General features: G+C 34.6%; 11 protein-coding genes. 10 read left to right on the forward strand and 1 reads right to left on the reverse strand.

Features of this window, described 5'->3' with window-relative positions; all coding sequences use genetic code 11:
* Window positions 1-11: 11 nt before the first annotated feature.
* Window positions 12-1,166: an efflux RND transporter periplasmic adaptor subunit gene (locus ABEB18_RS05730; RefSeq protein ID WP_348798202.1), complete on the reverse strand. Its 1,155-nt coding sequence runs from the start codon at window positions 1,164-1,166 to the stop codon at window positions 12-14.
* A 290-nt stretch (window positions 1,167-1,456) separates the two neighbouring features.
* On the opposite strand from ABEB18_RS05730, the gene ABEB18_RS05735 reads away from it, so the two are divergent.
* The 10 genes from ABEB18_RS05735 (at window position 1,457) to ABEB18_RS05780 (ending at window position 15,075) form a co-directional block, all read left to right on the forward strand.
* On the forward strand, window positions 1,457-2,428 hold the full coding sequence (locus ABEB18_RS05735) for a polyphosphate kinase 2 family protein (RefSeq protein ID WP_348798203.1): 972 nt from the start codon (window positions 1,457-1,459) through the stop codon (window positions 2,426-2,428).
* Complete coding sequence (locus ABEB18_RS05740) at window positions 2,428-4,143, forward strand: SulP family inorganic anion transporter (RefSeq protein ID WP_348798204.1); 1,716 nt, start codon at window positions 2,428-2,430, stop codon at window positions 4,141-4,143. Before ABEB18_RS05735 ends, ABEB18_RS05740 begins: the two co-directional genes overlap by 1 nt.
* Window positions 4,144-4,253: 110 nt before the next feature.
* The gene (locus ABEB18_RS05745; protein WP_348798205.1) at window positions 4,254-6,575 is read left to right on the forward strand and encodes an HsdM family class I SAM-dependent methyltransferase; all 2,322 of its coding nucleotides are present in this window, start codon (window positions 4,254-4,256) and stop codon (window positions 6,573-6,575) included.
* Window positions 6,576-6,578: 3 nt separating this feature from the next.
* Complete coding sequence (locus ABEB18_RS05750; protein ID WP_348798206.1) at window positions 6,579-7,208, forward strand: hypothetical protein; 630 nt, start codon at window positions 6,579-6,581, stop codon at window positions 7,206-7,208.
* 433 nt (window positions 7,209-7,641) lie between these two features.
* Window positions 7,642-9,000 carry an oxygen-dependent tRNA uridine(34) hydroxylase TrhO gene (gene trhO, locus ABEB18_RS05755; RefSeq protein WP_348798207.1) on the forward strand — a complete coding sequence of 453 codons (1,359 nt, stop codon included), beginning with the start codon at window positions 7,642-7,644 and terminating at the stop codon, window positions 8,998-9,000.
* Between the two features lie 175 nt (window positions 9,001-9,175).
* Window positions 9,176-10,417: a peptidase U32 family protein gene (locus tag ABEB18_RS05760; protein WP_348798208.1), complete on the forward strand. Its 1,242-nt coding sequence runs from the start codon at window positions 9,176-9,178 to the stop codon at window positions 10,415-10,417.
* Entirely contained in the window at window positions 10,417-10,647 is a 231-nt protein-coding gene (locus ABEB18_RS05765) for a ferredoxin (protein ID WP_348798209.1), read from the forward strand. The genes ABEB18_RS05760 and ABEB18_RS05765 overlap by 1 nt, the downstream gene beginning before the upstream one ends.
* 243 nt (window positions 10,648-10,890) lie before the next feature.
* A complete protein-coding gene (locus tag ABEB18_RS05770) occupies window positions 10,891-12,282 on the forward strand; it encodes a PSP1 domain-containing protein (RefSeq protein ID WP_348798210.1) in 1,392 nt (463 codons plus the stop codon).
* Window positions 12,266-12,745, forward strand: a complete 480-nt coding sequence (locus ABEB18_RS05775; RefSeq protein WP_348798211.1) for a gliding motility lipoprotein GldH — start codon at window positions 12,266-12,268, stop codon at window positions 12,743-12,745. Before ABEB18_RS05770 ends, ABEB18_RS05775 begins: the two co-directional genes overlap by 17 nt.
* An 11-nt stretch (window positions 12,746-12,756) precedes the next feature.
* Window positions 12,757-15,075, forward strand: coding sequence for a penicillin-binding protein 1A (locus tag ABEB18_RS05780; RefSeq protein WP_348798213.1), 2,319 nt, complete (start codon window positions 12,757-12,759; stop codon window positions 15,073-15,075).
* Window positions 15,076-15,158: the final 83 nt, after the last annotated feature.

Below are 15,158 nucleotides of genomic sequence, written 5' to 3' on the forward strand. Positions count from 1 at the left end.
ATAACTATAAATTACTTGGTTTGTGGTGTAGTTACATCTGTTTGACCTGGCTGCCAACTGATCATTTTTGGAACAACAGGACTTCCATTTCTTAACAATGAAGTACCTCCAATAGCTATTTTATCACCCGCTTTCAATCCGTCTTCTATAACATAACCATTTTTATAAGCTGGACCAGGAGTAATGATTCTCATTTGTACTTTATTATCTTTATCTAATACATAAACCTGAAAAATCCCTTGTGATTCTATAACCGCTCTTTGAGGAATAACAATTGCATTATCGCGCACATCTCTAACCACACCAACTTTTACATATTGTCCTGGACGAAGTAAACGATCTGGATTTGGGAAAGCAGCCTCAAAAGTCATAGCTCCCGTAGAAGGATCTACCTGTCTATCTGCAAAACTAACTTTCCCAGTTTGCGGATACATCGAACCATCGGATAATTTCAAAGAAATAGATTGCCCAGTTCCTTTCAATTTTGAATTCGGTTTATTTACTTCTCTAAAAAGTCTTAGATATTCCTGCTCACTGATTGTAAATCGAACTCTTACGTCACCCAAATCTGAAATGGTATTTAAAATCGATATAGCACCTGGTCGGACATAATCTCCTACCCTTACTTTGGATATTCCTATCAATCCAGAAATTGGAGCAACAATTCTACAATAGCCTAATTCTATTCTTGCATTTTCCAAAGAAGCTTTAGAGGCTTGTATTTGAGCTAGAGAAGCATCATAAGATGATTTTGCAAAAACCAATTCTCGCTGGCTTACCGCATTTATCTTTGCCAAAGGCGCAACCATATCCAAATCTGACTTGGCTTTTGCCATACTCGCTTGCGAAGTTGCCAAATCTCCTTCGGATTGACTTACTTTTGCTCGGTAAGGTAAAGGATCTATTGTATATAACAGTTGTCCTTTTGTAACTAAACTACCCTCTCTAAAATTAAGACTTTCTATTATCCCATCAACTCTTGGATTGATTTGAATATCCGATTGACCAAAGGTCTCTCCTGTATATTCGGATTCAATTTTTACATCTTGACTAGATATTTCAATTACTGGAATCTCCAAAGGTTTCGCTTCTGCAACTGTTTCTTTTTTGCAAGACGATAGTAAAAGCATTAATGATGTTGCTAACAAAAAATAAGTTTTATTCATATTAATAATTTTTCGATAATACGTTACTATTTTGTTTAAGAATTCGCTGTCAAAACTACAAAATAATTATCACAACTTTAACATTTGTTGCAAGAAAATTAATCATTAAATTTTAAAAAATTTCTTACATAAATAATCTTTTCTAATTCGAACTAAAATTCTAATAAAAAATTAAACTATATTTATTAGTTTAAAATTCAGTATAATAAAACACAGTTTACTTGTATTTATTAAAAACAAGAAATTGACAATAATTCAAATTTTTAACAATTTCAAAAAACACTAAAATCATGTCAAAATCTAAAGAAAAAAAGTTAGAAGAATTTGAAGAAAAAGTGATTGATTTGAATTCATTAAGCAAAAAAGAATTGATTCAAAAAGCTAAAAAATTCTCCAAACAATATTGTGTTGGCGATGGCAAGGGATTCAAATTAAAGGATTACGAAACCAAAGCCAGTTTTGATCTAGGTGACGAAGGAAAACCTTTAGTAAAACAAACTTTAGAAATAGGGGTTGAAGCGCTAGCGACTATGCAGGATGTACTATACGCCCAAGACAAATGGTCCTTGTTACTTGTTTTTCAGGCGATGGACGCTGCTGGAAAAGACGGAGCTATCAAACATGTTATGTCGGGTGTAAATCCACAAGGTTGTCAAGTTTTTTCATTCAAAGCTCCGAGTTCCGAAGATTTGGACCATGATTTTTTATGGAGATGTCAAAAACATTTACCCGAGCGAGGTCGTATAGGTATTTTTAATCGCTCTTATTATGAAGAAGTTCTGGTCGTTCGAGTTCATGAACAAATTCTAAAAAACCAAAAACTTCCAGAAGAATTAATCACCAAAAAGATTTGGGAAGAACGATTTGAAGATATTAGAAACTTTGAAAAATACCTCAACCGAAACGGAACTATCGTAGTGAAATTCTTTTTAAACGTATCCAAAAAAGAACAAAAAGAGCGATTCATCGAACGAGTTGACAATCCTGACAAAAACTGGAAATTCAGTGCCTCCGATGCTAAAGAACGAGGCTATTGGAATGACTATATGCATGCCTATGAAGAATTAATAAAAAATACATCAACCAAAAAATCACCTTGGTATGTGATTCCTGCCGATAATAAATCGTATGCCCGTATCGCCATTGCTTCGGCAATAATTACAGCTTTAGATGAATTGGATTTAGAATATCCAACGGTTAGCGACGAAAAAAGAGCCGAACTACAATCCATTAAAAAAGAGCTACTTGACGAAAAAGACTAATGCAAAACGGAACTTTGATTATGATCTCTAAATTATTTCCAGTTGCAATTTGGATTAAAGCATACAAAAAAGAAAATATAAAAAAAGACTTTATTGCCGGAATAACCTTAGCGGCTTATGGAATTCCTGTATCGATGGCTTATGCTTCTCTTGCAGGATTACCTCCTCAATACGGAATTTACAGCTATCTCATAGGAGGTTTATTCTATGCAATTCTTGGCACAAGCAAACAATTAGCCATTGGACCAACATCGGCAATTTCGTTACTTATCGGAACAACAATTACTAGTATGGCAAATGGGCAACCAGAACGCTGGGCTGAGATTGCGTCACTTTCGGCTTTGGTCTTTGGAGGTATGGCGATTATAGCTTATTTATTGAGATTAAGCAGTATTATCAATTTCATAAGCGAAACCGTTTTGGTAGGTTTCAAAGCGGGTGCAGCTTTGACAATTGGATTAACACAAATACCCAAACTATTTGGTATAAAAGGAGGAGGCGAAAATTTCGTTGATCGCATCATCACAATTTTTGAGCAGCTTCCAGACATGAATATTACTGTTTTTATATTTGGTATTACCGCAATTATCATTTTACTACTTGGTGAAAAAATGGCTCCCGGAAAACCAATCGCAATTTTGATTGTGGTTTTATCCATTATACTCATTTCTACAACCTCATTAGAACATGTTGGGTTTAGTACAGTTGGTAACATACCCAATGGTTTACCCGAATTTTATTTACCATCATTTCGAGTTAGGGATATTGATGGTGTTTTACCTCTTGCCTTGGCCTGTTTCTTATTATCTTATATCGAAAGCGTTTCATCGGCCAGAACATTGGCTCAAAAAAACGGTTATGCCATAGATCCACGCCAAGAACTCTTAGCATTAGGAGTTACCAACGCTGCCATTGCAATGGGACAAGGCTACCCTGTTGCTGGAGGATTATCACAATCTGCAGTAAATGATACAGCAGGTGCCAAAACTCCACTATCATTGGTATTTGCGTCGGGAGCAATTGCAATTTGTCTATTGTTCTTGACAGGATACCTGCAAAATTTACCAACTGTAATTTTAGCCTCGATAGTTTTGGTTGCCATAAGAGGATTATTTGACATAAAAGAACTCAAACATCTGTACAAAATAAACAAACAGGAATTTGGTGTTGCCATGACTGCACTTATCGGGGTACTTATCTGGGGAATATTGACAGGTGTTTTGTTTGCAGCAATTGTAACATTATTGTTGCTCATAAAAGCAGCATCGAAACCCAATGTGGCTTTTTTAGGGAGAATTCCGGGCACCAAACGATATTCTGATTTAGAACGTCATCCCGACAATGAAATCATCAACGGCGTACTGATCATTCGAATAGAATCTGCCATTCTTTACTTCAATGTTGAAAATATTAAAGAACAGATATGGGAAAAAATCAACAACGAAAACAAACCAATCCAAACTGTAATTATGGATTTGAGTTCTTCTCCAAATGTAGATATTGCAGGTGCACGATTTTTAAAACAACTTTTCATCGATTTAAAAACAAAATCAATTACTTTGAAAATTGCCGAAGCCAGATCCGAAGTTCGAGATATTCTCCGTTCTGAAAATTTGGAAGTCCTTTTGGGACATATCAGCCGAACTGTTTCGGTGGATGATTTGGTGGTTACTGCGGTTCAAAGCCAGTCATCTAACAACACAAACAAACACTAATTAACTATATTTTAGAGAGCTTTATACTCAACATACACAAACGAGGTTGTAATTGTATTAATAATCGTACTAAAGATTGTGTAATCCAAAACTAATCCTATTTTTGCAAAGTGAACGATTTAAAAAATATAGAAACTTGGAAGTCCAATTTTGGACTTCTACCAATTAAATTAAATCCTCTTTTTCAAGAGGACAAATTCCTTATGTTGAATGGTGGGCTTGGTGACTTTTGTCTAAAAACATCTTCATTAGGAAATGAAAATTTAGAAAATATTTATCAAGAATCTTGGTCAACTAATACTAAAAATTTTTTATTCATTGACGAAAATTCTATTGAAGTTACAAACTGGCATGATAATAAAGTAGAAAAAATTTCAAGTAATAAAATTGAGTATAATTTAAACCAGTTTTATAAATATTTATCATCCAAGTCATACAAAACCCAAAATGATGTCGTCCCATTTATTCTAGATATTTTTAGACAGCTTAGGAATCTAACATTTGAAAAACAAGATTCTTCTGAAGCAATAAATCTCTTATTTTATTTGCTAATAAGTCTAGAGGAAGATCACACAAAAATAGATACTTATAAATGGCATATATCTCCTTCAAAATTTCCAGATAAATTTGAATACTTTGTTGAATTAATCAATCAAGGGGTTAGAAATATTAAACCAAATTTAGATTTAGTATTAAGACATACAGCTGGCATATTATTTCAAGAAGCTCATCGTGAAGTAATTTATTTTAACCCACAAAGGGATTTATTTGGTGGTGTTTCTAGCAAATTGGAAACAAAAAATGATGCTTATTCAAGTATTCATTATACGCCACAGTATATTGCAAGAACTATTGTTGAAAACGTTTTGAAATCTTTAGATTTCAAAAGTCCAGAAATTAATATACTTGATCCTTCGTGTGGCTCATCTGAATTCTTAATAGAAATCCTGAAACAATTAAAAAATTTAGATTATACTGGAAAAATTACAATCAAGGGATTTGACTCCTCTGATAGTGCAATAATGACATCAAATTTTTTATTAGGATATGAGAACCGCAAACTATGGGATAATTCTCTCGAAATTACGGTAAAAAAAGTGGAAGATTCTTTAGTAGAAGATTGGGGTAGTAATGATATTATACTAATGAATCCTCCCTTTATTTCTTGGGAATTATTGAAAAGCAAAGATAGTCGAGACAATGTGTTATCTATTCTGAACAATGTTGTTAAACTTTCTAGGCCAAACCAAGCAACCGCTTTCTTTTATAAAGCTTGTCAATCTTTAAAAGAAGGAGGAATGATTGGTTGCGTTTTGCCAACCTCTATTTTTTATTCTGAAATATATTCTGATTTACGGACAAAATTAAATCAAGAATTATCATTTAAAGTATTAGCTAAATTAGGGAATTACGTTTTTGAAGATGCGCTAACAGATGTTAGTTTATTTATAGCATCAAATACTAAATCTGCTTTATTGCCCAAATTAATTTGGACTAAAAATGAAAAAGGAATTGTTCAAGATACTTTAAGGGAATTCAGAAGAATGACTGCAAATAATGAGCAATCTATTAATAATAAAAATTTTAGTATTTACACCCCCTCTTACTTTCCAATACTACACGATAGCTGGAAAGTTATTTCTTTGAGTGAGAATGAATTTATTAAAGAGTTAGATATATATTACAAAGCTGGTAAATTATCAGCCATTTCGGATATTTTCAGTATTAATCAAGGTGCATTATTAGGTGTAAAAAATGTTTTTAAAATAACTGATGAAGAATATGAATCATTACCTGATAATGAAAAAAAATATTTCAGACCAATTATAACTAATAATTCTGTAAAAACTGGAAAAATAACAATCTATGAATATGTTTGGTTTCCTTACAATAAAAATGGTTTAATTTTCAAAGAAGAGAACACATTAACTGAATTGAATTTTTACAATACTAAATTACTAGAAAATAAAGAATTACTAAAAAAAAGAAAAGGTATTACTAGTTGGTGGTCATTGACAAGGCCTAGGAATTGGCAGTTTACAAAAGAGCCAAGGCTATATTCTAATAGATTTGGGAATTCAAACTCTTTTGCTTTTGATAAAAAAGGAGACACTGTAATAGAAGAAGGAAATGCTTTTATTCCTAAAAAAGAATTCGAAATATCTGACTATTACTTTTATCTAGCCTGTTTTAGTAGCAACATTTTTGACATCTTATTGTCAATATATTCAAAACCAATAATGTCAGGGTTTGATTTAGGCAAAATTCAGATTAAAAATATTCCTATACCAAACGTTCACAAAAATGAATTAAAACAAAACGATGCTTATTTTAAGTTAGCAGAACTTGGAAAAGAATTAGAAAGTGGAAATTCATTTGTAAAACCAGTCATAGATGATATTTTAAAATCTTATTTCTATCCTAATTATTAGAATATGACTGATTTTTTAGGAATAGTTGAAAGAGTTAACAAAGAGTGTAAGGTCTTATTTGTTGAAAACTTTAAATTAACTCCATTTACAGGACATCATAACATCTTCGTATTTAGAATTGAAGGTAGTTCTTACGCACTAAATAGATATGATTCTGAACCTGTAAAAGTTTTACGTTGGTTTGGGAAATTTTGGTTATTCATAGAGATTAAATTTATAGTAGAGAAATCAAAAATTGGAAATAAATTTATAGAAACCACACATACCAATATTTCTCTATCTGTATATGAAGGAGATGATTATGATGAAAGAAAGATTCAGTTATTTAGAGCTGAATGGGATGATATGAATAATCCCTCTGAGAAACATTCACAACCACATTGGCATATAACCTCAAGCCAAGCAATTGAAAAAACCTTTGAAGAATATTCTAATCATTTTGACAATGGGGATTTTATAACATTATTAGAAGAAGAAAAGTCAAAATTATTTGATGTTAAAAAAATCCATTTCGCAATGAATGGAAATTGGCAAAATGATCAAACCCACGTTCATTGTATTGATAATTCTGAAAAAGTAGCTAAATGGCTAAAAGGATTATTAGCCCACATCAGAATAGAACTGGAAGAATGAAAAACATCCTCCGATTAGTGCTAAGTTTTCGTACTTGTCTACAATGAATAAAATATTCAAGTTTATTTTCATTCACTACCACCTCATCATAATAATCTTAATGGCTCGGATATGACTTACTTGTCCGAATTCAATTATTATTTTATCCTTTTTTGAATTATGGCAAAAAAGCAAAAACCTCTCCCTTTAGCCCCGATTGCAGTGGAAATCCTTTTGTGCCGGGGTTCGGCACAAGAGATTGTAACGGAAAGCGGGACCCATCTTCCTGAAAAAGCCCAATCTTTCTGCTCCAAAAAATTAATCTTATCAATTTTCAAAAGCCCATAAATCATAATATTCCGCTAATAAGCATCAAAAATCATTAAAACTTCCCTATTTTTGCAAACGATTTAAAAAATCACTATACATTTTTCTTACTTAAACCGTTTATAGCATGCAACTGTACAACACCTTAAGCGCAGAAGAAAGAGCCGAACTAATTGATCAAGCGGGTAAACAACGCCTAACGTTGTCTTTCTATGCGTATGCCAAAATTCAAGACCCTCAACAATTTCGTAACGACTTATTTGTAGCCTGGAACACACTCGATGCGCTTGGTCGAATTTATGTTGCTACCGAAGGTATTAATGCTCAAATGAGTATTCCTGCCGAAAATTTGGAGGCTTTTAGAGCTACTCTGGAAGTGTATGATTTTATGAAAGGTATTCGTTTGAATGAAGCCGTAGAGCACGATGATCATTCGTTTTTGAAACTGACTATCAAAGTACGTCACAAAATCGTTGCCGACGGATTGAACGATGATACTTTTGATGTAACCAATAAAGGCGTTCACCTGAAAGCCAAGGAATTCAACGAAATTCTAGATGACCCAAATACTATCGTGGTTGATTTTAGAAATCACTACGAAAGTGAAGTGGGGCATTTTAAAAACGCCATTACTCCCGATGTGGAAACTTTTAGAGAAAGTTTGCCAATTATCAACGATCAGTTGAAAGACCACAAAGAAGATAAAAACCTGGTAATGTATTGTACCGGAGGAATTCGTTGCGAGAAAGCCAGTGCTTATTTTAAACACCAAGGTTTCAAAAATGTTTTTCAATTAGAAGGCGGCATCATTAACTACGCCAAACAAATCAAGGAAGAAGGCCTGGAAAGTAAATTTATCGGGAAAAACTTTGTGTTTGATAATCGCTTGGGCGAAAGAATTACGGATGATATTATTTCGCAATGCCACCAATGCGGAAAACCTTGCGACAACCACACCAACTGCGAAAACGACGGTTGTCATTTGCTTTTTATTCAATGTGATGAATGTAAATCGGCTATGGAAAACTGTTGCTCTACCGAATGTCTTGATATTATTCATATGCCTTTGGTAGATCAGGTTCGTTTGAGAACCGGAAAACAGGTTGGAAACAAAGTTTTCAGAAAAGGAAAATCCGAAAACCTAAAATTCAAACACTCAGGCGAACTACCAAATACTGCTTTAGGCGAAGTTCAAAAAGAAGCAGACATCCGTCAAAAAATAAAAGTTAAAAAAGTACTTCTTGGCAAAGCGGAACATTATTATGTGAAAGCTCAAGTTGGACAGTTTACAATAGAAAATCACGAATTGAACAGTGGTGACAAAATCTTAATCGCTGGGCCTACAACCGGAAACCAGGAATTGGTTTTAGAAAAATTAATCGTTAACGGAGCCGAAACTACAACAGCCAAAGTTGGAGATAAAGTCACTTTTGAAGTGCCTTTCCGAATCAGATTATCGGATAAGATTTATAAAATCATCGAATAAATTAAAACACAGATTTACTTCGCCTATTCGTCCCGATAATTATCGGGACTCGGGTCACAGATTACCACAGATTAATTTTGAAATCTGCTAAATCTGCGTGAAAAAAAATGTCACGCAGAGAGCGCAGATTTACGCAGATTAATTCACAAAATTTCTGTCAAAATAATAGACTTACATGACAACAACAAACAAAATAGAACTCATGGCTCCAGCAGGTGATTTTGAATCCCTACAGGCAGCCTTAGACAATGGTGCCGATTCTATATATTTTGGTGTAGAACAATTAAACATGCGTGCCCGTGCCACGGTAAATTTCACTATAGATGATTTACCAGAAATTACCCGCCGTTGCGAAACCAAGAACGTTCGAAGCTATTTGACTCTAAATACCATTATCTACGATCACGATTTATCGGTCGTAAAAACCTTACTGAACAAAGCCAAAGAAACCAATATTACTGCTGTTATCGCATCTGATCAAGCTGTTATTGCGATGGCAAGAGGAATTGGAATGGAAGTTCATATCTCGACCCAACTGAATATCACCAATATCGAAACCATAAAATTCTACAGCCTTTTTGCCGATACTATGGTTTTAAGCCGTGAGCTAAGTTTGCGTCAGGTAAAAAAAATTACCGATCTAATCGAGAAAGAACAAATCAAAGGACCAAACGGAAATTTGATTGAGATTGAAATATTTGGTCATGGCGCTTTGTGTATGGCGGTTTCGGGAAAATGTTATCTGAGTTTGCATTCTCATAATTCATCGGCCAATCGGGGTGCCTGCAAACAAAACTGCCGTAAAAAATACACCGTAATCGATCAGGAAAGTGGCTTCGAAATCGAATTGGACAACGAATACATGATGTCGCCAAAAGATTTATGCACGCTTGATTTTCTAGATCAAGTAATCGATACGGGAATTAAAGTTTTGAAAATCGAAGGACGAGGGCGTGCACCAGAATATGTGGCCACCGTAACCCGAACATATCGTGAAGCTATAGACAGTTATTACGAAGCTACTTTTACCAAAGAAAAAGTTACTGTTTGGATGGAAGCCTTAAGTACCGTTTACAATCGTGGTTTTTGGTCAGGATATTATCTAGGACAGAAACTAGGAGAATGGAGTGATATTCCAGGATCGATGGCGACCCAGAAAAAAGTCTATGTAGGGAAAGGAACCCATTTTTTCCCAAAAGCCGAAATCGGTCAGTTCAAAATCGAAGCCTACGACATCAAAGTCGGCGATAAAATATTAGTAACTGGACCAAGCACTGGTGCACAAGAAATGGTTATTGAAGAAATGTATGTTAATGATGTTATAGCTGATAAAGCCACCAAAGGTGACGACTGCACTTTCAAACTACCGTTCAGAATCCGCATGTCCGACAAATTATACAAAATAGTTGAAGCCTAATGGTTATCATAACATTACAACGAGACAAATGTATCGGATGCAACTACTGTGTAGAAATGGCGCCCCTACAATTCCAGATGTCTAAAAAAGATGGAAAATCGGTATTGATTAAAAGTGTAAATTCCAAAGGTTTTTACACTTTAAAATCACCCGATCATACTATAACCGAGAGCTGTGAATTGGCAGCCAAAGCCTGTCCGGTAAAGATTATTACGGTAAAAGAAACCTAGGCTCCATTTTTCAAAATCAATCGCTTTATTTCGATTATGCAAGACAAATAAGGATTTTTATGATTGCATGATTATTTTTTTTCAACATTTTTTGGCATTTACTCCAAAAATCTTCTTTAATATAATTTTATGATTTTTTGCTTTTTTTTGGTCTTGTTACTTAAAGCAAAAAAGTAGTATCTTTACCCATTAAACCTAATACGAACTTAAATTGCATTTTTTTGCAATACTACATATAGCATTATGGCATGTACAAGTTGTTCAACCTCAGATGGTGGCGCACCAAAGGGTTGTAAAAATAATGGGACTTGCGGCACCGATAGCTGCAATAAATTAACTGTTTTTGACTGGCTTTCGAATATGAGTTTGCCAAATGGCGAAGCTCCTTTTGATTGTGTGGAAGTCCGTTTTAAAAATGGTAGAAAAGAATTTTATCGCAATACTGAAAATTTAACTTTAAGCATTGGAGACATCGTTGCAACAGTAGCTTCTCCAGGACACGATATTGGAATAGTAACCCTTACAGGGGAATTGGTAAAAATACAAATGAAGAAAAAAGGAGTAAATCCTTCTAGTAACGATATTGCCAAAATATACCGAAAAGCATCCCAAAAAGACATCGATATCTGGACAACTGCCCGAAACCGAGAGGAACCGATGAAAGTTCGCGCCAGAGAATTGGCCATTGCACTACAATTGGAAATGAAAATCTCGGATATCGAATTTCAAGGTGATGGTTCTAAAGCGACTTTTTATTATACCGCCAACGACAGAGTCGATTTTAGACTTTTAATCAAAGATTTTGCCAAAGAATTCGGCACTAGAGTCGAGATGAAACAAGTAGGTTTTCGTCAAGAAGCAGCTCGTTTAGGAGGAATCGGTTCTTGTGGAAGAGAATTATGTTGTTCGACTTGGTTAACCGATTTTAGAAGTGTAAACACCTCGGCGGCACGTTATCAACAATTATCTTTAAACCCACAAAAATTAGCTGGTCAGTGTGGTAAATTGAAATGCTGTTTAAACTACGAACTGGATACTTATTTGGAGGCTTTGAAAGACTTTCCTGAGTTTGAAACCAAATTGATTACCGAAAAAGGGGACGCAGTTTGCCAAAAACAAGATATTTTCAAAGGGCTAATGTGGTTTGCTTACACCAATAATTTTGCGAATTGGCATGTATTAAAAATAGACCAAGTCAAAGAAATTATTGCCGAGAATAAACTAAAAAACAAAGTTTCATCGTTAGAGGACTATGCTTTAGAAGTTGTAACCGAACCAGAGAAAAACTTTAATAATGCTGTAGGACAAGAAAGTTTAACTCGTTTTGATCAACCTAAAAAGAAAAAAAGACCAAACAAAAAACCAAAGCCAGCTGGAGAAAAAGTTGCTACCCCTAACAACAACAAACCTTTGAACCAAAAAAATAATGCATCGAATAATCCAAATGCAAATAACAATAACGCTAGCAAGGACAATCCTGTAAAAGAAGGCACTAACTCCAATAATCCAAACAGGAATCGTAACCGAAACAAGAATCGCAATAAAAACAACAATAACCGTCCTGCTCCAACAGAAAACAAAGCAGATCAACCTAGAAAACCAATAATCAATAAAAAAAATGAAAATAAAGAATAGTCTTTTATTGTTTTTTATGACCATACTTCTTTTTTCATGTGACAAAAAAAGAGTTTTCGATGAGTATAAATCAGTAGGAAGTGCCTGGAACAAAGACAGTATTGTTAGTTTCGACCTACCAGTTTTGGACTCAACCAAAAGATACAATTTGTTTATAAATTTGAGAGACAATAACAATTACAAATACAACAATTTGTTCTTAATTGTTTCTTTAGAAAGTCCAAATGGCTATACCAAAGTGGATACCTTGGAATATCAAATGGCAGCACCAGATGGAACATTACTAGGTGATGGGTTTACAGACATCAAAGAAAGTAAACTGTATTACAAAGAAAATGTGCGTTTTAGAGGGAAATACAAAGTACACATCAAACAAGCGGTTAGAGAAAACGGAAAAGTTCCTGGAGTTACTTTTTTAGATGGAATTACAGAAGTTGGTTTTAGAATTGAAAATAAAGATTAGAACACTAGATTATGGCTATTAAAAAAAATAATTCTCAAGCAAAAAACGTCAATAAAGATGTAAAATATTATTCCAAAAAGTTTTGGAAAATTTTCTTTTACGGATTAGGTACAATTGCTTTATTCTTCTTATTTGCATCGTGGGGTCTTTTTGGATCAATGCCCTCTTTTGAAGATCTAGAAAATCCAGACTCTAATTTAGCTACCGAAGTTATTTCCTCTGACGGAGTTGTTCTTGGGAAATATTTCAAACAAAACCGTTCACAATTAAAATATTCAGATTTACCTCAAAATCTTGTTCAAGCCTTAATAGCCACCGAAGATGCTCGTTTTTACGAACATTCTGGTATAGATGGCAGAGGAACTCTAAGAGCCATAGCCAGTTTAGGAACAAGCGGAGGAGCAAGTACCTTAACACAACAATTAGCCAAACAATTATTTCACGGCGAAGGTTCTAAATTTTTACCTTTCCGTATCGTTCAAAAAATCAAAGAGTGGATTATCGCTATCCGATTGGAAAGACAATATACCAAAAACGAAATCATTGCTATGTATTGCAATGTTTATGATTTTGGTAATTATTCTGTTGGAGTTAGTTCGGCAGCGCAAACCTATTTTTCTAAAGCACCAAAAGATTTAACAATAGACGAGTCGGCCATTTTAGTTGGAATGTTTAAAAACTCTGGACTTTATAATCCTGTTCGAAATCCAGTTGGTGTAAAAAACAGAAGAAATGTAGTACTTCTCCAGATGGAAAAAGCACATTTGATTACTGAAAGTCAAAAAAAACAACTACAAAGCTTACCAATTACCTTACGTTTTAAATTAGAAAGCCACAGAGAAGGAACTGCAACTTACTTCAGAGAATACCTTCGTGAGTACATGAAAAAATGGGTAGAAGACAATAAAAAACCAGATGGTAGTAGCTACGATATTTACAAAGATGGGCTAAAAATTTACACAACTATCGACTCTAGAATGCAAGCTTATGCTGAGGAAGCGGTTGCCGCCCATATGGCCAATATGCAAGAAGAGTTCTTTATTCAATCGAAAGACAACAAAAATGCTCCTTTTGTAAATATTTCTGAAGCAGAAACACAACGTATCATCAATCAAGCGATGAAAACTTCGCATCGTTGGGCAGTGATGAAAGACCAAGATAAGAGTGACGAGGAAATCATTAAATCGTTTGATGTAAAAACCAAAATGACCGTTTTTACCTGGAAAGGGGAAAGAGACACAATTATGACACCGATGGACTCTATTCGCTATTACAAACACTTTTTACAAGCGGGTGTAATGTCTATGGAACCTCATACAGGTAACATCAAAGTTTGGGTTGGTGGAATTAATTATAAATATTTTCAATACGACCACGTAGGACAAGGTGCTAGACAAGTAGGTTCTACTTTTAAACCATTTGTTTATGCTACTGCAATCGAACAATTGAATATGTCGCCTTGCGATTCTATATTAGACGGTCCGTTTATGATTCGTAAAGGTCGCCATCACGTAACAGAAGACTGGGAACCTAGAAACTCTGACAATAATTATCGCGGAATGGTTACTTTAAAACAAGCATTGGCCTATTCAATCAATACGGTTTCGGCAAAATTGATAGACAAAGTTAGCCCAGAAGCTGTAATCGAACTTACCCATAAACTTGGAGTAAAATCAGAAATTATCACACAACCTTCTATTGCCCTTGGAGCTGTAGAAATTACTGTAGAAGATATGGTAGCGGCTTTCAGTACGTTTGCTAATCAAGGAGTTTATACCAAACCACAATTCTTAAGTAAAATAGAAAACAAAAGTGGCGAGGTCATCTATGAACCAATTCCAGAATCTCATGACGTTTTAAATAAAGATATTGCTTTTGCCATCATCAAACTATTAGAAGGTGTTACCGAAAGTGGTTCGGGAGCAAGATTAAGAACACAATCTGGAGGAAATGGTGACAAACGCTGGACAGGATACCCATACATGTTTAAGAATCCGATTGCTGGTAAAACAGGAACTTCACAAAATCAATCAGACGGTTGGTTTATGGGAATGGTTCCTAATCTTGTAACTGGAGTCTGGGTAGGATGCGAAGATCGTTCTGCGCATTTCAAAAGCCTTACTTACGGACAAGGAGCTGCTATGGCTTTACCTATTTGGGGCTATTACATGAATAAATGCTATGATGATAAAAATTTAAATATTTCGAAAGAATCCTTTGAAAGACCTAAAAACCTTTCTATCAAAGTGGACTGCTATACTCCAAGAGCTGCAGTTGTCAAAGACACTACTGCAACTCCTGAACACGACACCGAAGAGTTCTCACTATAACAGTTTAGCTTTTTCAAAAGCATCCTAAAACAAAGAGCCAGAATAGCAAGGTACACGCTATTCTGGCTTCTTAGTTTTAGTAC

It is taken from the genome of Flavobacterium adhaerens (genome assembly GCF_040045115.1).
Lineage (GTDB): Bacteria > Bacteroidota > Bacteroidia > Flavobacteriales > Flavobacteriaceae > Flavobacterium > Flavobacterium adhaerens.

What these genes read in the sequence shown, in the direction of transcription:
- trhO (WP_348798207.1), top strand. Translation starts at nt 7,642, where the DNA reads ATGCAACTGTACAACACCTTAAGCGCAGAAGAAAGAGCCGAACTAATT.
- ABEB18_RS05735 (WP_348798203.1), top strand. Translation starts at nt 1,457, where the DNA reads ATGTCAAAATCTAAAGAAAAAAAGTTAGAAGAATTTGAAGAAAAAGTG.
- ABEB18_RS05740 (WP_348798204.1), top strand. Translation starts at nt 2,428, where the DNA reads ATGCAAAACGGAACTTTGATTATGATCTCTAAATTATTTCCAGTTGCA.
- ABEB18_RS05760 (WP_348798208.1), top strand. Translation starts at nt 9,176, where the DNA reads ATGACAACAACAAACAAAATAGAACTCATGGCTCCAGCAGGTGATTTT.
- ABEB18_RS05775 (WP_348798211.1), top strand. Translation starts at nt 12,266, where the DNA reads ATGAAAATAAAGAATAGTCTTTTATTGTTTTTTATGACCATACTTCTT.
- ABEB18_RS05765 (WP_348798209.1), top strand. Translation starts at nt 10,417, where the DNA reads ATGGTTATCATAACATTACAACGAGACAAATGTATCGGATGCAACTAC.
- ABEB18_RS05780 (WP_348798213.1), top strand. Translation starts at nt 12,757, where the DNA reads ATGGCTATTAAAAAAAATAATTCTCAAGCAAAAAACGTCAATAAAGAT.
- ABEB18_RS05750 (WP_348798206.1), top strand. Translation starts at nt 6,579, where the DNA reads ATGACTGATTTTTTAGGAATAGTTGAAAGAGTTAACAAAGAGTGTAAG.
- ABEB18_RS05770 (WP_348798210.1), top strand. Translation starts at nt 10,891, where the DNA reads ATGGCATGTACAAGTTGTTCAACCTCAGATGGTGGCGCACCAAAGGGT.
- ABEB18_RS05730 (WP_348798202.1), bottom strand. Translation starts at nt 1,166, where the DNA reads ATGAATAAAACTTATTTTTTGTTAGCAACATCATTAATGCTTTTACTA.